Annotated in this window: 19 protein-coding genes; 5 read left to right on the top strand and 14 right to left on the bottom strand. The window is 57.7% G+C overall.

What is annotated here, in order from left to right; genetic code table 11:
- From AAC126_RS12210 to AAC126_RS12220, 3 genes are all read right to left on the bottom strand, one after another.
- Positions 1-616, bottom strand: a 616-nt coding sequence (locus tag AAC126_RS12210; RefSeq protein ID WP_339853715.1) for a copper resistance protein B, incomplete at its 3' end; no start/stop codon positions are given.
- 3 nt (positions 617-619) lie between these two features.
- Positions 620-2,536 (bottom strand): copper resistance system multicopper oxidase, encoded by a 1,917-nt coding sequence (locus tag AAC126_RS12215; protein ID WP_339853717.1) that lies wholly within the window; start codon positions 2,534-2,536, stop codon positions 620-622.
- 52 nt (positions 2,537-2,588) lie between these two features.
- Positions 2,589-3,137: a cupredoxin domain-containing protein gene (locus tag AAC126_RS12220; protein WP_339853719.1), complete on the bottom strand. Its 549-nt coding sequence runs from the start codon at positions 3,135-3,137 to the stop codon at positions 2,589-2,591.
- A 642-nt stretch (positions 3,138-3,779) separates the two neighbouring features.
- On the opposite strand from AAC126_RS12220, the gene AAC126_RS12225 reads away from it, so the two are divergent.
- On the top strand, positions 3,780-4,673 hold the full coding sequence (locus tag AAC126_RS12225) for a DMT family transporter (protein ID WP_028464269.1): 894 nt from the start codon (positions 3,780-3,782) through the stop codon (positions 4,671-4,673).
- 57 nt (positions 4,674-4,730) lie between these two features.
- Here the strand turns inward: AAC126_RS12225 and AAC126_RS12230 are convergent, their stop codons facing one another.
- From AAC126_RS12230 to AAC126_RS12270, 9 genes are all read right to left on the bottom strand, one after another.
- The gene (locus AAC126_RS12230) at positions 4,731-5,045 is read right to left on the bottom strand and encodes an ArdC-like ssDNA-binding domain-containing protein (RefSeq protein WP_084608017.1); all 315 of its coding nucleotides are present in this window, start codon (positions 5,043-5,045) and stop codon (positions 4,731-4,733) included.
- A 331-nt stretch (positions 5,046-5,376) separates the two neighbouring features.
- Positions 5,377-5,727, bottom strand: a complete 351-nt coding sequence (locus AAC126_RS12235; RefSeq protein WP_156901128.1) for a hypothetical protein — start codon at positions 5,725-5,727, stop codon at positions 5,377-5,379.
- 143 nt (positions 5,728-5,870) lie between these two features.
- Positions 5,871-6,149 (bottom strand): helix-turn-helix transcriptional regulator, encoded by a 279-nt coding sequence (locus AAC126_RS12240; RefSeq protein WP_028464271.1) that lies wholly within the window; start codon positions 6,147-6,149, stop codon positions 5,871-5,873.
- A complete protein-coding gene (locus AAC126_RS12245; RefSeq protein WP_028464272.1) occupies positions 6,146-6,472 on the bottom strand; it encodes a type II toxin-antitoxin system RelE/ParE family toxin in 327 nt (108 codons plus the stop codon). Before AAC126_RS12245 ends, AAC126_RS12240 begins: the two co-directional genes overlap by 4 nt.
- Positions 6,408-6,764 carry a hypothetical protein gene (locus AAC126_RS12250; RefSeq protein ID WP_193174009.1) on the bottom strand — a complete coding sequence of 119 codons (357 nt, stop codon included), beginning with the start codon at positions 6,762-6,764 and terminating at the stop codon, positions 6,408-6,410. Before AAC126_RS12250 ends, AAC126_RS12245 begins: the two co-directional genes overlap by 65 nt.
- A gap of 751 nt (positions 6,765-7,515) precedes the next feature.
- Complete coding sequence (locus AAC126_RS12255) at positions 7,516-8,328, bottom strand: N-acyl homoserine lactonase family protein (protein ID WP_339853723.1); 813 nt, start codon at positions 8,326-8,328, stop codon at positions 7,516-7,518.
- Positions 8,329-8,420: 92 nt separating this feature from the next.
- On the bottom strand, positions 8,421-9,107 hold the full coding sequence (locus AAC126_RS12260) for a GntR family transcriptional regulator (RefSeq protein ID WP_339853725.1): 687 nt from the start codon (positions 9,105-9,107) through the stop codon (positions 8,421-8,423).
- 152 nt (positions 9,108-9,259) lie between these two features.
- Positions 9,260-10,042, bottom strand: coding sequence for a 3-hydroxybutyrate dehydrogenase (locus tag AAC126_RS12265; RefSeq protein ID WP_339853727.1), 783 nt, complete (start codon positions 10,040-10,042; stop codon positions 9,260-9,262).
- Between the two features lie 24 nt (positions 10,043-10,066).
- A complete protein-coding gene (locus AAC126_RS12270) occupies positions 10,067-11,422 on the bottom strand; it encodes an MmgE/PrpD family protein (protein WP_339853728.1) in 1,356 nt (451 codons plus the stop codon).
- A 56-nt stretch (positions 11,423-11,478) separates the two neighbouring features.
- Here AAC126_RS12270 and AAC126_RS12275 point away from each other — a divergent pair, with 56 nt between their 5' ends.
- Complete coding sequence (locus AAC126_RS12275) at positions 11,479-12,018, top strand: carboxymuconolactone decarboxylase family protein (protein WP_339853730.1); 540 nt, start codon at positions 11,479-11,481, stop codon at positions 12,016-12,018.
- 35 nt (positions 12,019-12,053) lie between these two features.
- Here the strand turns inward: AAC126_RS12275 and AAC126_RS12280 are convergent, their stop codons facing one another.
- A complete protein-coding gene (locus AAC126_RS12280; protein WP_339853732.1) occupies positions 12,054-12,833 on the bottom strand; it encodes an SDR family oxidoreductase in 780 nt (259 codons plus the stop codon).
- Between the two features lie 171 nt (positions 12,834-13,004).
- Here AAC126_RS12280 and AAC126_RS12285 point away from each other — a divergent pair, with 171 nt between their 5' ends.
- The 3 genes from AAC126_RS12285 (at position 13,005) to AAC126_RS12295 (ending at position 16,114) form a co-directional block, all read left to right on the top strand.
- On the top strand, positions 13,005-13,454 hold the full coding sequence (locus tag AAC126_RS12285; RefSeq protein ID WP_339853734.1) for a tripartite tricarboxylate transporter TctB family protein: 450 nt from the start codon (positions 13,005-13,007) through the stop codon (positions 13,452-13,454).
- Between the two features lie 7 nt (positions 13,455-13,461).
- On the top strand, positions 13,462-14,991 hold the full coding sequence (locus AAC126_RS12290; RefSeq protein WP_339853735.1) for a tripartite tricarboxylate transporter permease: 1,530 nt from the start codon (positions 13,462-13,464) through the stop codon (positions 14,989-14,991).
- Positions 14,992-15,118: 127 nt separating this feature from the next.
- Positions 15,119-16,114, top strand: a complete 996-nt coding sequence (locus AAC126_RS12295; RefSeq protein WP_339853737.1) for a tripartite tricarboxylate transporter substrate binding protein — start codon at positions 15,119-15,121, stop codon at positions 16,112-16,114.
- Positions 16,115-16,240: 126 nt separating this feature from the next.
- Here the strand turns inward: AAC126_RS12295 and AAC126_RS12300 are convergent, their stop codons facing one another.
- Positions 16,241-18,172 (bottom strand): TRAP transporter large permease subunit, encoded by a 1,932-nt coding sequence (locus AAC126_RS12300; RefSeq protein ID WP_339853739.1) that lies wholly within the window; start codon positions 18,170-18,172, stop codon positions 16,241-16,243.
- Positions 18,173-18,266: the final 94 nt, after the last annotated feature.

Genomic DNA, 18,266 nt, shown 5'->3' on the forward strand with positions numbered 1-18,266 from the left:
GAGTCCGCTCCCAGTGAACGCCGACATATGGGGCGATGGCCCGATCAAGCAGGTCATAGCTGAGGCGCCCGCCGATCTCCAGTTTCGGTCCAAAGGCAGCTCGCCCTGTCGCCTCATCGTCGGCCAGCGGCAGGTCCAGTTCGATGCTCGGGGTGAAGATGATCTGGTTAGTGATAAGACCTTCATACTCGATCTCGAAGCGGGCAGACGGATATTCCGAGAGATACAGATCCGCATCTACCTCAAACCATTGCTTGGCGAGGCCCTTGAGCCCGAGCACACCATACGTTCGGCGTGGTCCTCCGTCCGGGCTGTCGTAGCGCACTCCGGCAACAGCATCGAAGAAGGTGCTCACAGGCACTTGCAGGCGAAGCTGGTTTTCCAGCGTTTCGAATGCGTTTGCGTTGGTCCCGTATTCTGCTTCGCTGCGGACAACGAATTTGTACTCATCGGTTCCGGCGAAGGCATCGAGGTCCCAGGCATAAGCCGGTGAGCCTTCGCCGCTACGCCATTCCAACTGTTCCGCCTGGACGCCCCAGAACCATTGCTCCGCTGAGGCTGGGCTGTCAGATAGGATTGCTGCGAACACGGCGAGAGAAGCAATTCTGATCTTCATCACTCAGCCCCCCGTTTTCATGTTGGTCGTGGTGGCTGCCGACTTGTCCTTCGGGCCGCCTTCTACCACGACCTTGCGGAACATGCCGCTGTCGGCGTGGTAGGAAAGGTGGCAGTGGAAGGCCCACTGGCCCGGCGCGTCAACTTCCGTCTCCATGAAGACCGTTGTCCCAGGGGCTACGCTTACAACATGCTTGATCGGGTTCCACTTGCCCTTTCCGGTATCGAGAATCGACCACATCCCGTGCAGATGCATTGGATGGGTCATCATCGTTTCGTTGACGAACTTGAAGCGCACCCGCTCGCCGTATTTCAGCCGGATCGGATCGGCGTCGGCAAACTTGATGCCATTGATCGACCAGATGTAGCGCTCCATGTTGCCAGTCAACCGAAGTTCGACCTCCCGTGTAGCCTCGCGGTACTCATAGAGTGGTTTCTGGGCACGAAGATCATCGTAGGAGAGGAACTTGCCGCCATTGGCCGCCGACGGCGTCAGGCCGCTCCCCGGAGCATAAAAGGAGTCGGCCTCGGCCATCATACCCTGCGCCCCATGGTTCATACCGCCATGGCTCGTGCCTTTCATTATCGACCCGTCAGGCATCGTATGGCCTTCCTGCGCCATTGCCGTTCCGTCATGTTTCATTGTCGGCATCCCGCCGCCACCTGAATGATCTGTGCCGGCATGGCTCATGCCTTTCATTGAGGAGCCGTCAGGCATCTTGTGTGTGTCGGACATCTGCCCGGTGCCATGATTCGTCTGCCCCTGGTTCATGGCTCCATGGTTCATTCCCTGCATGGCGCGGCCGTCAGGCATCGTATGACTCATTCCACCCATGGACATGCTGCCGTGGTCCATACCTTCATGCGCCATTCCCATATCGGCCATGGTCAGCAAGCTGGGTTTACGCAACTCTGGGGCATCAGCAACCATGCCCTCTGAGGTTGCGAGTGTCGCCCGGACGGAGGCTGTTCGGCCCATGGATTCGGCAAAGATCGCGTATGCTTGGTCCTCTTTTGGCTGAACGAGAACGTCATAGGTCTCGGCGACTGCGATCCGGAACTCGTCGACTGGAACTGGCAAAACATTGTTCCCGTCCGCCTGCACAACGGTCATCTTGAGGCCCGGGATCCGGACGTCGAAATAGGCCATTGCCGAGGAATTGATAAAGCGCAGACGAACCCGTTCGCCCGGCTTGAAGAGGCCGGTCCAGTTCTGTTCCGTGCTCTTTCCATTGATCAGTGGCGTAAAGCCCTGGAGATCCTCGATATCGGTCGGCATCATCCGCATGTCGCCCCAGGCCGCACGGTCGGCGAGTGCCGTGTCAACCCCCTTCTCTCGGGCGTCTTTCAGGAAGTCAAACAGAGTGCGCTGCTGACGGTTGTAGTAGTCCGGCATCATTTTCAGGTTGCGCATGATCCGATTGCCCCGATGAGGATGAGCGTCGGTCAATTGCACAACATATTCCTTGTCGTACTGGAACGGCTCGCGCTTCTTTGGTTCGATTACGATCGAACCGTAAGCGCCATCCGGTTCCTGGAAACCGCTGTGGCTATGAAACCAGTAAGTGCCATTCTGCACGATCGGAAAACGGTAAGTGAAGGTCTCACCTGGGGGAATCCCCGGATAGCTGATCCCGGGTACCCCGTCCTGATCGAATGGCAGGATCAGACCGTGCCAATGGATCGATGTCGTCTCGTCGAGATTGTTCACCACGTTGATGGTGACGTCCTCGCCTTCGGTGAAGCGTAAGACCGGTCCCGGCGTAGCGCCGTTATAGCCGATCCCGGTGCGTTTGAAAGTGCCTGTGTCGACAATGACTGGATCGACGGTGAGGTTGTATTCGCCGGCATTGGCGGCGCTCGTAAGCGCGACCGCCAGGCCGGCGCCGAGCACAAAGGCTCGGCGCAGCCACAATGACATATTTGCTCTCCTTGAGATGCTAATCGAAACCGTTCAGTCTGATCTGCTCAAGTCAATGACTCAGCCTAATGTCACCGCGCATGCCGGTTTCATAGTGGCCTGGTATATTGCACGCAAACTCAAGTTTGGCCTTTTTTGGAAAAGTCCAAACAACCTCACCCGTCTTGCCGGGTTCAAGCAAAACGCTGTTCGGCTCTTCATGCATGCCATGTCCCATGGAAGCCTGCATCGCCTTTGCCGCCTCACGGTTAATTCGGTCGGGTTCAAGCACTCCATGCTCAAACATCATCATCATTTCAGGGCGATGCGCCTCATGCATTTCCGCAGTCGCAATGTTGAATTCGTGAACAAACTCACCCGCGTTTTGGACGACAAAGCGAACTGTCTCACCTTCCAGAATGTTCAAGGATTTAGGCTCGTAATAGTTATCTTTCATGATGATTTTGATAGTGCGTGAGACCTTGGCTGGGTCCCCAGCTTGACCGGTCGGCTTATCATGGCCACCGCCGTGCGAGCCTGCGGCGAGAGCCGCGCCAGAGGAGATCAAGGCAAAAGAAAGGCTGGCGCCGAAAACGGCACTCAAAAGTTTAGAACGGAGCATGTTTGTTCCTTCACGATGTAACTGAGCTTCAGAGCGCTCCCGCACGGGTGCGCTATTTTTAGATGAAGTCCGGTCAGAATCGCGGAGGGGGTATGTCCGCTTCTAGATTAAGGCCGATAACGGTCTGATGTATCGTGTGGAATGAAAGGGTCGACTCAGAGAAAATTATATCGGAACCCACCCCTATGGGGGCAAAAAAACCGGAAACACAATGCCCAATCGCGACTGTTCCGCAGTCCTGTCCGCGCTCGTCACCACGCATGCTGTATGCGTGTTCACTATGGGCCTGCTGTTCCGTGCAATCTTGGGTATGTGAGTGCAATGCATCCACAGCGCCGAACGACGGATGTGTCGTCGCCAGCAACAGGAAAAAAACTATGAGTGCGTTTCTCAACATCGCATATATTTAATGCATCCACTGGGTGGAGGGTCAACGCCTATTTTCGGGATACCCGAAGATTTTCTCTCCGACGTCAGGTGAATGAATACACCGATGCTCCTTCTGTGACGATGGCTCTGGCTTTCGTTGGTTGATGCTATTGCATCGCCTCTATTTTCCAAAGAAAGTGCACTGGTGCGTCGAGCGGTGATCCTCCGCAAACGGCATTTCTTGCATTGGTCAGAGGACGAGGAGCTGGACGGATGTCAATCGCGACAATTGCGAAAATCATTCTGGTGATGATGCTTTGGGCCGCTTGTTTCCCTCTGATAACCGCCGGTATCGAGTTCGCCCCCCACATGACCTTCGCCGCACTACGCGCGTTTCTGGCGGGCGTGACGCTGACCCTTCTGGCGGTCGCGCTGCGGCGGCCGCTACCCAAGGAACCTCAAATCTGGGCGATGGTGGCCATCGTCGGCCTTGGCGCCACGACCCTGGGGTTTGTAGGCATGTTTCATGCAGCGGAATTCGTCTCCCCCGGCATTGCGACAGTGATCGCCAACACCCAGCCGTTGCTAGCAGCCGTACTGGCGGGCGCCGTCCTCAACGAACGGCTCAACGCCCACGGTAAGGTTGGGCTGCTCTTGGGTTTTGTCGGGATTCTCGCCATCACGTCAACTAGGCTCTTCTCCGGCGGGCAGGAAAACTACATCATCGGCGTGGCCTACATTACCCTAGCCGCGCTGGGCATCACCGTCAGCAATGTGTTGATTAAGCGAATTGCGGGCAAGGTGGATGCCCTTATGGCCATGGGCCTCCAAATGCTGATAGGCAGTATTCCACTCGCTCTGAGTGCATGGACCATGGAAGATCCGACGTCGATCCGATGGTCGCTCACGTTCGTGGGCGCACTCCTGGGCCTCAGCCTACTCGGAACGGCTTTGGTCTATTGGCTCTGGTTTTCTGTGCTGGAGAAGACCCAACTCAACCGAGCAAATGCCTTCAGTTTCCTGATCCCAATCTTCGGCTTGACGATGGGGTTCCTGTTTTACGACGAGACTTTGGGCTGGCCGCAACTAGTTGGCATCGCGCTCACAATTCTCGGTGTGGGCTTGGTCACGCGTCGTGGGACAAGGTCTTTAGAGGTCGATACTTAATCAACCGGGCCGGGCCAGCAGCACCCCAAATAATTTTCAGCGGCAACGCGCCGGTCTTCAAGACGCAGGTATTGTCGCTCTGGGTGGGACTAAACCAGAATTGACCCAGGTTAACAAACTCTTGGAATAATACTTTTGGCGTTTGGCGCACTGCCAATCTATCAAGAAGAGGATGCTAAGATTTAGGCGCACGCCAAAAACAATAATGATTTTCACGCCTTTGTAGGCTTCGCCGTTTGATCGAAGCGGTTTTTCGGGAAAGGCTCCGGCGTCCCACGACTTTTTCCAAGGGCGGACGCCTGTTTCCAGTGCAGAAATGATTTTGTCTGTTACCGCCTGCATGCGGTCGGTTTTTATCATCGTCTTGCGCATGTCTAAACCCCTCTTAATTTGGTGCAGGGCAGCTGTTCACAACTGCGCCCCTGCATCTCCGGCGAGGAGCGAGAGAGGGGAGAAAGGCTGACGTGCCGGGAAGGGAATCACCCACCCGCAGGGCGGCGTGCAGTGGCGGGTTGGCAGGGCCTTGGCCCGAAACCTGTGGATACCCGGCAGGACGCGGAGTAGAGCCCGGCCCCAACGGAGATCGACCTTATTTCACATAATCACAATCGTTTGTAGCCAGGTCCACTCGATTGGTGGCTGCCGCGAGGTGAGCGATGTTCAGATAAGATGATCTCGCACAGAAAACTCATGCTTAAGCCCCCTACCCTGGAGATTTTTCATTATCTGCGGAGCGTTGACGAGCGGCCTCCCGCGCCACTTTGGTAAGCATCTGCTGTGTTGTGAGATCCGCTAGGGACCAGCGCCTGCCGCCGAATTTCAGGCAGAAGGCTGCGGCTGTCTCTTCGTCGGGAAAATAGAACCTTCCGCCGAACTGGAACCAACGGCCGCGCACCTGGTTGCCGTGGTGCTCCATCCAGTGCGTGAGTTGCAGGGTTTTCGGCCACGCCAAAGCATCACTGAATTGCTGACCCGCCAGATCATGATCGACGCCATGGCGAAACGCCTTGTTCGCCATTGCTGCATAGGTCGATCGATGGCGGGTTCGGGTCAATATCGTCCTCGATCAAGGGCGGTTGGTCCATGATCGTATGCGATCATGGATTTCGCGGCCGGACCAATGGGACGGCCGCAACGAGCGCAGCGAGGACCGCCCCGGCGCCCGGACACAAATCCAGACCAAGGGTTGAAGTCGGTCTATTCCGCCCGAACAAGCCCCACCTCATACCCCGTCGCTTCCGCGTACCGGGTTACCATTTTAATGCTCGGCATACTGCCGCCGCTTTCCATGCGGGAAACAACGGATTGGGTCGTTTTCATCCGCTCCGCTATCTGGCTTTGCGTCAAACCTGCTCGCGTCCTCGCTTCTATAAGCCTGCCGATCAGCTTGTAGACCGGGCGCATCTTTTCATACTCAGCTTTTACGGCCGGGTTATTTTTGAAATCCTCTTCCCGCACTTCATCGATATCGATCATTGATCCATCTCCCTTGCTCGCTGTTCGGCCAATGCAATTGCCGAAGCCGGTGTTTTCTGGGTCTTCTTCATGAAAGCGTGCAAAACGACCATCCGCCGCCCGGACGCTGTTACATAAACGACCCTACCAATCCCGTCCCTACCGGTCAGCCGGATTTCCCATAGCTTGCCCCTCAAGTGCTTCACTCGTTTCGGACCTAGCTTCTCGATCCCTACCTGTTTCAGCAGATCCTCGAAGTTATAGAAACGTGCTCTGATATCATCGGGTAATGAGAGAAATTCCGCCTTGACCTTCTCGTTCAGAAACTTGATTGACCACTCCATACCGCCCCCTCATTCGGTACTGCAATATAGCAAATATGCGATATTGCAGCAAGTCGAAAACACAGAAAGAGCCATCACGCCAAGCAAGCGGCGGAAGCACGCCGAGAAACTCGTGATAGATTGATTCATTGATTTCCCACATGTCGCCATGCTGACCGGTCCAATCGGCATTGAGGATCGATCCGGTCCTTTCGCGCCCGGCTCGGTTCAAGTTTTCATAATGTTGCTCACGGCTTTCGCGGACTGACGGCAGAACATTGATTTTCATAGTGCGCTCGATGGTGCCGGTCATGTCTAGGTCCCTCTTTATTTGGTGCTGGGTTGCTGTTCACAACTGCAACCCTGCATCTCCGGCGAGGAGCGAGAGAGGGGTGAAAGGCCGGCATGCCGGGAGGGGAATCACCCACCCGTAGGGCGCCGCGCAGCAGCGGGTTGGCAGGGCTCTGGCCCGAAACCTGGGGATACCCGGCAAGACGTGAGCGGAGCGCGCTTGGGCTTTGTGGGGAGGGGGCAGCGCTCTCTTCACGCCAAGAGCGAAAGCGAGAAAAAGAACCGCACCGCCTCAGGGCGGAAAAAGGACACCGTAGTCACCAATGACAGAATGCTGCGCATTCATCGTCAGGGGCTGAGCAGATTGTCGAATGACTGTTTTCATCCTGCGGAGCCTGATGGCTTATTCCGCCGGCAGCCGACCCAAAGCGGTCGCTCATGAATTTACAGTTACGCGACAATTCAACTTGGCTGGAACCCAGCCCTATAAGTGACCATTTTTAATAACTTCTTTCCGCATGTGAGCCTTGGAGAGGCAATGCCGGTCAACTTTTCCATCTTGCGTACAACGAGGCTTATTCCAACCGAGCGGCCACTCTGCAAACGGCGACTGTAATCATTGGTCGGCGTGAGGGGCGCGGGTATTTGCATTGCCGCGTGGTTTGGAAAGACCGGGATGCGGGACGTTGCGCGGGACACCCTGTTGTGTGTGGTTCCCGAGGGGGCGAAGGCGCTATTGTGCCACGCAGTGAGTTGTTTGAATTGGTACCGCTCTAACGATGGTCTACCGGCGCGGTATCAAGTCGGACCGCGATGCCTTCCAGATCCGGCCGCGCTGCCGGATAGCGGCTCATGACCAGCGGGTCATGGCCGGGAACGATATGTTCCGCCGACGGAGCAACCGCGCGCAGGTGGTCGAAGCCCTCAAGCATCTCACCTATATGGAAGGCGGTCACGAACGGCCGTTCGCTCTCCATATTCTCGTAAAAATGGGTGACGTCCGATGCCAGGACGACCCAGCCGCGCTTGGTGTTGACGCTGACGAATTGCAGGCCGGCCGAGTGCCCGCCCGTGCGGTGTGCGCGGAGCCCCGGCGCGATCGTTGCGTCACCGTCGTAAAACATCACTCTGCGGGCGAAATTCAGCCGGACGATCCCGCAGACATCATCGGCTTCAAAGGAATGGGCGAGCCTTGGGTATCGCATATATCGCCCCGTGGCGTAGTGCATCTCGGCTTCCTGAAGATGGAATGAGGCATTTGGGAAACGGTCGAAATTGCCGACATGGTCGTAATGCAGATGTGTCAGCACCACGTCCGACACGGCCATAGGATCGACGCCGAGCAGACCAAGAGTTTCAACCGGGCATCGCAGGAAGGTCCTCTTCCGCTGAAGGGCGACATCTTCCCGGAAGCCGGTATCGATGACGATGGCGCGATCGCCATCGATCGCGACCCAGACGAAGTAATCCAGTGGCATCGGGCCTTCATGCGGGTCGCCACCTATGAAATGGTCGCGGCGTTGCGCATCGCGTGTGGCGTATTTGATGGCGTAGAGGTCGTATTCAGGGACGGGGGCATTTGACATGCGTATCGTTCTCCGTCGGCGATTGCGGGAAGGTGGACGCGCCCGGCAGGGTAACGCCTATTTATCCATGCTTCACGCCGTGCTGCATGGCGTCAGGTCGGTTCTTCCTCGGTGAGCAATTTAAGCGCGGCGTCGGCTGCCATTTGAACATGCAGCCTCCCGAGCTCGCTCGCGCGCTCCCCATCGCGGGCCATCAATGCTTCCATCAGGCTCGATAATTCGGCGATGCTTTTCTTGATGCGGCCGGGGGCAGTCATCGACGTCGCGCGAAGAAGGCTGACGCGTGAATTGAGGATGTGCAGGCAGCTCCCAAGCGCTTCATTCTGGGAGCCATCAAGCAGGCAGGCGTAAAACTGGTTCTTTGTACGCAGGCGGTTTTGTGCGTCGGATCGCCGTGCCGCCGCCTGCAGCTCCTTGAAAGCGTCTTTCAATGCCTGCCGTTGTTCGGCCGTCGCTTTCTCCGCAAACAGCCGGCATGCCAGTCCTTCCAATTCAAGGCGGACCTGATAGACGCCCTCGGCCTGCTCCCGCGAGAGGCGTGCCACGAAGGGGCCACGATGAGGTTCGACCTCGATCACGCCTTCGGACTCGAGCTGTCGCATGGCCTCACGCACGAGTGTTCGGCTGACACCGGTGAGTTCACAAAGCTCACGCTCGGGTAAACGGTCTCCCGCTTTGAAACGGCCGGTCGCAATCGCGCTGCGAATACTTTCGGTAACACTATAGCGTAAAGGTGCCGCTACTTTTTCCACGCGGAATACGGCATCAGAATCATTCATATTGGAAACCGCCGTTCACTGTCTTTCATTTGTGCCGGAAAGATATCGCCAATCTGGCGCCAGTCTTCTACCCGTTCCTCGAGGCTTGGGCCAGAAGCCATTTATTGCACAATCATACAATAATACAGGGAAACACAATAGCCTGATGTGTCTCAAGAGGCGAGCCAGCCACCATCCATGGGCATTGACGCTCCCGTGATGTCATCTCCGGCCGGGCTACAAAGGAAGGTGACGAGATCGCCGACATGTTCCATCGCGACGAAACGGCCTGTCGGATTGCGTTCAGCCGCATACTCGCGCTGGACTTCCTCAACAGGACGCCCCTGATCCTGGGCGATCTTCCTGATGCGCTCAAGGATCGCGGGTGTCGGAACGGATCCGGGGCAAACCGCATTGCAGGTTATGCCGGTGCGTGCGGCCTCTATCGCAATAGCGCGTGTCATGCCGATCAATGCGGTCTTGGTTGTCACATAGTCGATCCTGTCCGCGGCGCCGCGCCAACCGTAAACCGAGGACATATTGATGATCCTGCCCCAGCCGCGTTGCTTCATCGCCGGCAATGTCAGGTGCGCAAGCAGGAACGGCGCAGTGAGGTTGACGCTTAATGACTTCTCCCATTCGGGAAGCTCGAAATCCTCGATCGACGAAAAGTGCCGGACCACCGCGTTGTTGACAACAATATCGACGGACCCGAAACGATCTCTGGCCTCGCCGATCATCCGCTCGACCGCTTTGTGGTCGCTCAGATCGGCCGGATCAAATATGGAATCAATGGAGGATGCTTCACTCAGGCGTGCCGCTGCAGCATGGCCTTCGGCCGGCTCGCAAAGGCCGTTCAAGACAACATGGGCGCCGGCGCGTGCCAGCGCCTCGGCGACCGCATAGCCCAGGCCCGAGACCGAACCGGTCACGAGTGCGCATTTTCCATTCAACATTTTAGTTTCTCCTGGCTCTGACATTTATTCCCGCCCTGCGGCCAGACGCATGATATCGCCGGCATCCTTGAGATCATCGATGTGCCAGATCGAGTCGATAAGGCGCGGTGTATCTCCCTTGAACCCGACGCGCAGGGCCATCTCGGTCAGTTTGTCTTCGAGTTGTGCGTCGCTCAGGGGATTTGGAGAGGATCCGAGTGCGGCCTTGATGTTCTTGCGCAGTGTGTCGCCGGATTGCAAATGAACCACCACTTCAGCGGATTCGATCTTTCGTGTCTCATCATCCTGAAAGGTGAACGGAGGCCGTCCGGCACGTATGGTTTCGGCTACAGCCTCGTCGGTAAACTCGTCCAGACCGGCGCTCCCGCGCAGTAACACGATCGAAGCCGTATGCTGTGCGCTGACCTGAGCCTCCCGGCCCGTCGTAACATCCGGTCGGTCCGTGCGCTCGCGCAGCAGTGGGTGCCCCGTCACCTTGATCGAGGCAACATCGTCAAGCCGCACGCCATCCCGGTCGTGGAGCTCGAGAAAGGCATCGATCAGCGGGTGCAGGACGATGCCGCCGGGGTATGGCTTGTAGGTATTGGTGGCTATTTCCCATTCCGTACCGAGGTCTTCGGTAAGGGCTTCAAGCCGTGGCCGGTCGGCATATACGCGGAGGTAGCCACGCTGGCCGGACAGAGGCGTCAGCGGCCCCGTGAATCCGTTCCGGGCAAGCTGTGCCGAGACAAGGCCGTTCCGCGCTGCGCCGCCAACACTGGTGCTCTTGGCCATGGTGCCAAGTGTCTCCACAAGTCCGGAGGATTGTGCAGCCGCCGTGCTCATGGCATGCAGCATCTGTGCGTCGTCGAGGCCGAGCATTGCTCCGACACCAGTTGCCGCCCCGAAAACACCGCATGTCGACGTAATGTGCCAGCCGCGCGCGTAATGGTAAGGCGATACTGCGTTCGCGATGCGGCACTCGACCTCTCCACCGACAACAAATCCGTGAAGCACCTCCGCCCCAGAAATGGCCTGGGTCTCCGCATGAGCGAACAATGCGGAAAATACAGGGGCGGCAGGATGCAGAACGGTTGCCTGATGGGTGTCGTCGAAATCGAAGATATTCGCGCTCATGGCATTCACAAAAGCGGCAAGCCCGGCATCACCTCTTTCATTATGCCCGATGATGGTCGCTGTGCGCGCTCCGGTGTAGGGAAACATTGCCCTGATCGTGATGTCGATTGCAGGCTCCCGACATCCCGCGAGCGCCGTCGCGAAGACGTTGAGTAGCGAGCGTCGGGCCTCGTGGCGGACCCGTTCCGGGATGTCCTCCCATCGAAGTTTCGCGGCGAAAGATGCCAGCTGTGCCTCGGGCGAGCCGCTTTCCACCTCGGTCATAACGTTTTCCCCACGGAGCGTTCTCCAGTTGTCTTGGTTTTCAAGCAAACAGGGACATGAGTCCTATAAGCTTCGACAATATGATAATCATACAATATGTTGGCTGTCGACGATGTCCAGTCTCGCTGTGCCTCGTCGAAATTTTCGATATTGATCCAGATGTGATGAAAGGGGCCACGATGACCGTGAGGCCGGAGTTCCAGACAGAATTGTTCGAAAAAGGTGTCGCGATGCGGCGTGAGGTGCTCGGTGACGCGCATGTGGAGCGATCGCTCGACAGCGTTACGGACCTCACGGCGACTCTTCAGAAAATGGTGACGGAGTGGGCTTGGGGCGATGTCTGGCAACGGCCAGGCTTGTCCAAGCAGGAACGCAGTATCCTCAATCTTGGCATGCTCACAGCATTGAACCGACCGCATGAGCTCCGGGTTCATATTCGTGGGGCTTTGCGAAACGGTGTAAGCGAAGAGAAGATCGTCGAGGTCATTCTCCAAACCGCTATTTATTGTGGGTTTCCGGCTGCCCTCGACAGCATGAGAGCCGTCGCCGAAACGATTTCCGCTTATCGCGAGGAAGTCGGCTCCGCTTCGGACTGACCTAACGTTTGGTGCGATCCCGGTAGTTTGCAAAGTCATATGCCGGGAGTCGCGCCACCATCCACGATCACCGTAGTGCCGTGTACATATGACGCCTGCTTGGAGCAAAGAAAGGCGACCATATTTGCTATGTCGGCCGTTTCTCCGAAGCGATGGATCCCATAGTGCAGCCGTAGATCCTCGCGCGCATCTGCGATTGTCATGCTTTTAAGTTTTGCGTGCTTCTCGATACGGGCGTGCAGTCGGTCAGTCACAATATGACCGGGCGAGAGTGTGTTGACGCGGACCCCTTCATCCAAAGCCCGATTTGCCAGAGCCTTGGTGAAGTTTGTCAGAGCCGAATTGACCGGGCCCCCGATGGTGAATTCGGCGTCAGGAGTGTGTGCTCCGATACCCGTGATGTTAACGACCGCTCCGCGCGCAGCAACAAGATGAGGCCAGGCGGCGCGGCAAAACCGGACGGTTGCGTGGTACTTCAATGCGAAGCCATCCAAATGGTCGTCATCAGTGAGCGAGAGAAAATCTCCTCGCTTGGTCGCACCAGCATTGTTGACCAGGATTTCCAGGCCGCCGAACCGGTCAATGGCTGCCGCCACAACGCGCTCCGGCTCTCCGGGTTGGCTGAGGTCCGCCGCGATCGCGAGGCTTCCCGCCGCTCCGGTTTCTTCCGCCTCTGCGGCAACCCGGTCCAGATCGTCATGGTTTCGCGCTGTGACAATGATGGAGCATCCCTCTTTTGCCAGCTTCAGTGCGATGGCCCGGCCAATGCCACGGCTTGCGCCGGTCACGATGGCGGCGCGGCTGCGCTCGGTCATGTTCACCTCCAGATTTGATGGTCATGCTCGATGACATCTAAATTGTATTATCAGATTATTGACTTATCATAAGCGTCTCGTACTATGAACTGAGTAAAGGCACAATCGCCGATACCAAAAGAAATCGACCGCTTAAAAAAACAATTGGCGGCGAGGGAGGATCACGGGGACGTGGAGAAAGCGGATTTCATCGGCGGCATTGCCTTTGCGCTCGCCGGCATACTCTTGATTTTTGTGGTTATTCCCCTCGATACCGAGGATGGAATGTATTTCGGCTTGCCGCCGACCTTCTTCCCGACACTTCTTTCTGTCGGCTTGACGGTGATTGCCCTGGCGCTTGCGGCAAAAGCCTGGCTGCGACTCCGGGCGGGGCGCGCCTTGCAGCCCATGCCGATCCAGCTCTGGAACCTGGCGATGTTCGCCATCGCGGCCACTCTGGTGATCGCAGGGGTAATAGTGATTGATTTCTTCGGCATTATTGCCGGCGGGCCTTTGCTGATAGCGGCGCTCATGCTGTTCCTAAGAGAGCGAAACCCGGTCCGGATACTACTGACCTCGACCTTGCCGGTGGCCGCAGTCTATCTGCTGGCGATCTACGTTCTCCATACGCCGCTTCCCTGAGGTAATCATGCTCAATTACATGGCGGTCGCCGCAGGAGAAATTTTCACCCCGGCGGTTATTGGTTACATCATTCTCGGGGTCCTGCTTGGATATATCGTTGGGGCGCTCCCTGGCATGAACCGGACCACGGCGATTGCGCTCGCCATTCCGTTCACTTTTACAATGCCGCCGGCTGCTGCTCTCTCGTTTCTGATCGGTATAAACAAGGGCGGGGCCGCTGGTGCTGCCGTTTCGGCGATCTTGCTTAACGTGCCGGGAGAACCGTCGGCTGTAGTCACCACATATGATGGCTACCCGATGACCAAGCAAGGCAGGGCACAGAAGGCGCTGGTCGTGGCTCTGCTGGCATCCGTCACGGGTGACCTGCTTGCAACGGTCACCTTGATCATTCTGGCTCAGCCGATTGCACGCTTTGCCATCGGCTTGGGTCCGATAGAGCTCGCATCAATTCTGATATTTTCGATGACCTTCATCGCCGCGGTCTCCGGTGAGTCGTTTTTCAAAGCCGTCATCGCAGGCCTGCTAGGGCTTCTGCTGTCGGCGCCGGGTATCGACATGGAAACGGGCCTGCCCCGGATGACCTTCGGAATGCTGGAGCTGTATGACGGTATTCCATTGCTGGCGGTTGCGATCGGAACGCTCGCGCTTTCCGAGGTTCTTGTGCAGATCGATGACGGTTGGCGGGGTAATCATCAATACCCGCAAATGGCCGAAGACAAGCCAAAGGATCCGGAGCCCGTCTTCAGCCTGAAGGATGCTGCCCGGATCACGCCGGCGGTCCTGCGCGGCTCGCTCGTCGGCACGCTGGTCGGTATCCTGCCCGGGCTGGGGGCCACCTTGGCGTCCTTCCTTTCATATACCTGGGTGCGTCAGAGCTCGAAGACGCCGGAAATATTCGGTACCGGGGCGCCGGAAGGCGTGGCGGCATCGGAATCGGCTGACAATGCAACAGTGCCCGCCGCGCTTATCCCGGTATTTGCCATCGGTGTTCCAGGCAGTCTTTCGACGGCCCTTCTGATGGGGGCCTTCATGATGCATGGGCTGACCCCGGGCCCGTTCCTGTTTAAGGAAAGCGGTTCCGTGGTCTATGCGATCTATCTCGGCATGCTTCTCGCGTCGGCCGCATTGCTGCTCGTCGGGCTCTTCGGTCAGCGCATCTTCAGCATGGTGATCCAGGTTCGGAAGAGCGTGCTCCTGCCCATCATCGTCTTTCTTTGCATCGTTGGTGCGTACATGGAGGGGGGCGGCATGTTCGGCGTCTATCTCATGATCGTCTTCGGTCTTGTCGGCTACTTCATGAAGAAGTTCGACTATTCGTTCGTCACGTTTGTTGTCGGCTATGTGCTGGGTCCGATGGCGGAGTTGACGATCAGGCAGTCCCTGATCATCTCGGATTCAAATCCGGCAGTGCTGGTGGATCATCCGATCGCCGTCATTTTCCTGCTGCTGGCCGCTTTCTCTATCTGGAAGTTCGCAAGTGCCGGTACGCGCTCAATGCAGGCTGGCCAAAGTGCGGTCACGAAATCTGATGCGTAACGCGGCGCCGCCAAGGGCAATCCAAGCCTGTGAAACGGTGGCCGAACGGTCGCCGGATCATCCCCAAGACACGCCCACAGAAGAAGCGTGAAAAAAGCGACTGCAAACAAACCCAAGGAGGAAAGCAGTGAAACAGCATATTTATTCCATGTCAGGTCGGTTGACCCGGCGTGTGGCCATGACCGCCGTTGCCGCGTCGGCTCTGGCCGCCGCAGTGGGGTTGAGCCCTTCCGATGCCGCGGCTGAATGGCCGGAAAAGGAGATCACGATCGTGGTCGCCTATCCCGCCGGAGGTGGCACTGATACCTCGATCCGTGCGCTGACCGATATTCTGAGCAAGGAGCTCGGTCAGGCGATCCTGGTGCAGAATGTCGGTGGTGCGGGCGGCGGTGTCGCGGCGACGAAGGTCGCCAAGGCGAAGCCGGACGGATACACAGTTCTGGCGACAAACTCGACCTCGATCACATTGGCGCCGCTGGTTCAGAAAGCGCTTTATGACATCGACAGTTTTGAGCATGTCGGCATCGTTGGCGAGTTCCAGAACGCGTTCTTTACCGGCAAGAACGCGTCCTTTGATTCGCTCGATAGCCTCATCAAGACCGTCAAGGCAGAAAACCGGTCGATCAAGGGGGCAAGCCAACTCGCGCTCGACCGGTTGGTGATGCAATATATCGCCAAGGAACGCGGCGTCGAATACGTGCCTGTGCCGGTCAGTGGCGGCAGCGGTTCCGTCCAGGCGGTTATGTCCGGTGATGTGGACGTCGCCTTTTCGGGTGGCTCCTGGGCCCCGATCGTTAAAGCGGGTGATGCAAAGGCGCTTTTCGCGGCGTCCTATAACCGTCTCAAAAAAGCGCCGGACCTCATTTCCATGAAGGAGTTGGGGTTTCCGTTCGGCGTGACGTCCCATATCTCTCTGCATGTACCGGCAGGTACACCGCCGGAGGTGATCCAGAAATTATCGGCTGCCTTTGAGCCGGGTGTGAACGGTAAAATGGCGCAGAACGTGGGTGAGAAGCGCTTTATGGACATGACGTTCCAGGGGGCGGATGCCGCTGCTGCGACCATGCGCAAGGAGCGCGAAACCTACGAAGCACTTGTTAAGAAAGTCGGCACGGTAAATTAAAGCGACCGAAGCTTCGGTGAACTGAGTGCAAGGCCGGGCCCAATTGGGTCCGGCCTTGTCGCTTATGCGGGGCGAGACAGTCCAGACTGGTTGACAGAAACATCTGCCCCCCCCAGGCGCTCCGGGCTATTTCACCTGTTGTGGTAGCCAGAGAACAATCTCGGGGTAGAAATAGATCAGTACCTGAAAAGCAAGCATGATCCCGACGAATGGCAACACACCCAAAACGATCTCACGCAAAGGGGTCGTCTCGCTGACTCCACGCAGAATGAAAAGCACAATCCCGACTGGTGGAGTGACCAGTCCGAGCTCGATCATCACAACAAGAGCGACGCCGAACCAGACAGGATCGAAGCCGAGTGCAATCACGATCGGGAAGGTCACCGGCAGCGTCATCAGCATCATCGAGATTGATTCGACAAACATTCCGAGCACGACGTAGATCAGGCCGATGACGAGCATGACAAGCCACGGAGCAAGCTCCGCAGCTTCTACCGCAGAGACGACTGCACGCGGTATGCGCAGGAAGTCGAACACCCAGCTCATAATGGCGGCGCCAACAACAATCAGTAAGAGGAACGACGTGATTCGGGCGGTTTCCACCGCTGTTTCAAACAGGGTCCGCAGATTGAGCGTCCCCCGGAACAAGCACATTATGAAGGATGCGATCGCTCCGACAGCGCCGGCCTCGGTCGGCGTTGCGACACCCGCGTAGAGCGAACCAAGCACGACCAGTATGATGAACAGGAACGGAAGTACGGAGAGTGAGCCGGAGACCTTTTGACTAAAGGTATAACGCAGCCCCCCTGGTGTTGCCGTCGGACGCAGGATCGACCAGAGAACGACGCCGCCCATGAATCCCGCGCTGAGTAGAAGGCCGGGAATAATGCCCGCCATGAAGAGCTGCGTGACCGGAACCCCGACGGTTGTGCCGTAAATGATCATCGCGATGCTTGGCGGAATCAGGATGCCCAGTGTCGCGCCGGCGGCGACTACGCCGTAGGTCAGACGCTGACTGTACCCGCGCGAGATCATTTCGGGGCAGGCAACCTTGCCCATGGTCGCCGCAGTGGCAAGGCTAGAGCCAGACACGGCGGCAAAAACGGCAGAGGCGCCAACCGTGGCGTGAGCGAGGCCTCCCGGGGTGCGTCCGAACCATCGGCTCAGGGCGTCGAACATCTCGCGGGTAACGCCGCTGCGGATCAGCAGCGCGCCCATCAGCACGAACATCGGGACCGCAGTCAGGGTAAAGGTATTGACGCTGTTCCAGGCGCGTTCCGCCAGCACGGAGAGCAAGGGCTTGGGAAGCAGGAACATGAGCCCAAGCAAGCCTACAATCCCGAGCGTCTGGGCGATCCGGACTCCGATCACCATGAGGCCGAGCAACGTCGCAACAAGCAGGCCACCGATCAGGGCCAGAGCGGCCCCCTTTGCCAGCCAGTAGATTGCGATCAGTCCTCCGGTTATGGCAAGCAGCGCCAGCGCGATGGACCGGCCGTTCAGCAACAGGCATCCGGCAAGAACGGCTATGACGATGGAGGCCGAGCCGATGTCCACCCGGCTTCCGAGCAGGGGCATCGGACGCGGTCCGGACCAAAGCAAAACACCTGACAGCATGCAGATAATCGCCAGCCCAGCCCAGGCCCGGCGGCCGGTGAGGACGGAGCCCTGCAGAATGTCGGCCAGGATGGCGATGGCGAAGATCCAGAGGCCGATCGTGACCGGCACTTCGGGTATCCATTGCGGCGTCGCCAGGAGTCCCCAGTCGCGCGTGTCGTTGACATATTCCTGGTAGTTGAACCAGGACATCTGCCAGGCCACGAACAGCACGAAGATCAGGCCAAGATAATTGGCGATGATATCCAGGTCCCGACGACGGTCTGCATCGACGGCACTCAGCAATAATTCGACCTGGACATGATCGCCATGCCGCTGCGCTTGGGCGAGCCCGAGGAAGGTGATGCCGACCAAAAGATAGGTGGCAATCTCGGCGCTCCAGGACGTCGGCTCGTTGAGGATATAACGCGAGAACACTTCGAAGCCGATGATGGCCGTCATAACGAGGAGGCCTATTGCGCTAAGCCCTCCCGAAAACTGGCTTAAAGCGCCGGCAATCCGCGCGATTGTCCGATCTGACGCCGCAGTCATTTTC

This window comes from uncultured Nisaea sp. (genome assembly GCF_963974195.1).
GTDB lineage: Bacteria > Pseudomonadota > Alphaproteobacteria > Thalassobaculales > Thalassobaculaceae > Nisaea.

Bases quoted from the DNA above. Each gene is read 5' to 3' on its own strand.
- AAC126_RS12290 (WP_339853735.1), top strand. From the start codon at position 13,462: ATGCTCAATTACATGGCGGTCGCCGCAGGAGAAATTTTCACCCCGGCG.
- AAC126_RS12270 (WP_339853728.1), bottom strand. From the start codon at position 11,422: ATGACCGAGGTGGAAAGCGGCTCGCCCGAGGCACAGCTGGCATCTTTC.
- AAC126_RS12225 (WP_028464269.1), top strand. From the start codon at position 3,780: ATGTCAATCGCGACAATTGCGAAAATCATTCTGGTGATGATGCTTTGG.
- AAC126_RS12280 (WP_339853732.1), bottom strand. From the start codon at position 12,833: ATGACCGAGCGCAGCCGCGCCGCCATCGTGACCGGCGCAAGCCGTGGC.
- AAC126_RS12250 (WP_193174009.1), bottom strand. From the start codon at position 6,764: ATGACCGGCACCATCGAGCGCACTATGAAAATCAATGTTCTGCCGTCA.
- AAC126_RS12240 (WP_028464271.1), bottom strand. From the start codon at position 6,149: ATGATCGATATCGATGAAGTGCGGGAAGAGGATTTCAAAAATAACCCG.
- AAC126_RS12230 (WP_084608017.1), bottom strand. From the start codon at position 5,045: ATGCGCAAGACGATGATAAAAACCGACCGCATGCAGGCGGTAACAGAC.
- AAC126_RS12275 (WP_339853730.1), top strand. From the start codon at position 11,479: ATGAGTCCTATAAGCTTCGACAATATGATAATCATACAATATGTTGGC.
- AAC126_RS12265 (WP_339853727.1), bottom strand. From the start codon at position 10,042: ATGTTGAATGGAAAATGCGCACTCGTGACCGGTTCGGTCTCGGGCCTG.
- AAC126_RS12245 (WP_028464272.1), bottom strand. From the start codon at position 6,472: ATGGAGTGGTCAATCAAGTTTCTGAACGAGAAGGTCAAGGCGGAATTT.
- AAC126_RS12300 (WP_339853739.1), bottom strand. From the start codon at position 18,172: ATGACGGCCATCATCGGCTTCGAAGTGTTCTCGCGTTATATCCTCAAC.
- AAC126_RS12260 (WP_339853725.1), bottom strand. From the start codon at position 9,107: ATGAATGATTCTGATGCCGTATTCCGCGTGGAAAAAGTAGCGGCACCT.
- AAC126_RS12220 (WP_339853719.1), bottom strand. From the start codon at position 3,137: ATGCTCCGTTCTAAACTTTTGAGTGCCGTTTTCGGCGCCAGCCTTTCT.
- AAC126_RS12255 (WP_339853723.1), bottom strand. From the start codon at position 8,328: ATGTCAAATGCCCCCGTCCCTGAATACGACCTCTACGCCATCAAATAC.
- AAC126_RS12215 (WP_339853717.1), bottom strand. From the start codon at position 2,536: ATGTCATTGTGGCTGCGCCGAGCCTTTGTGCTCGGCGCCGGCCTGGCG.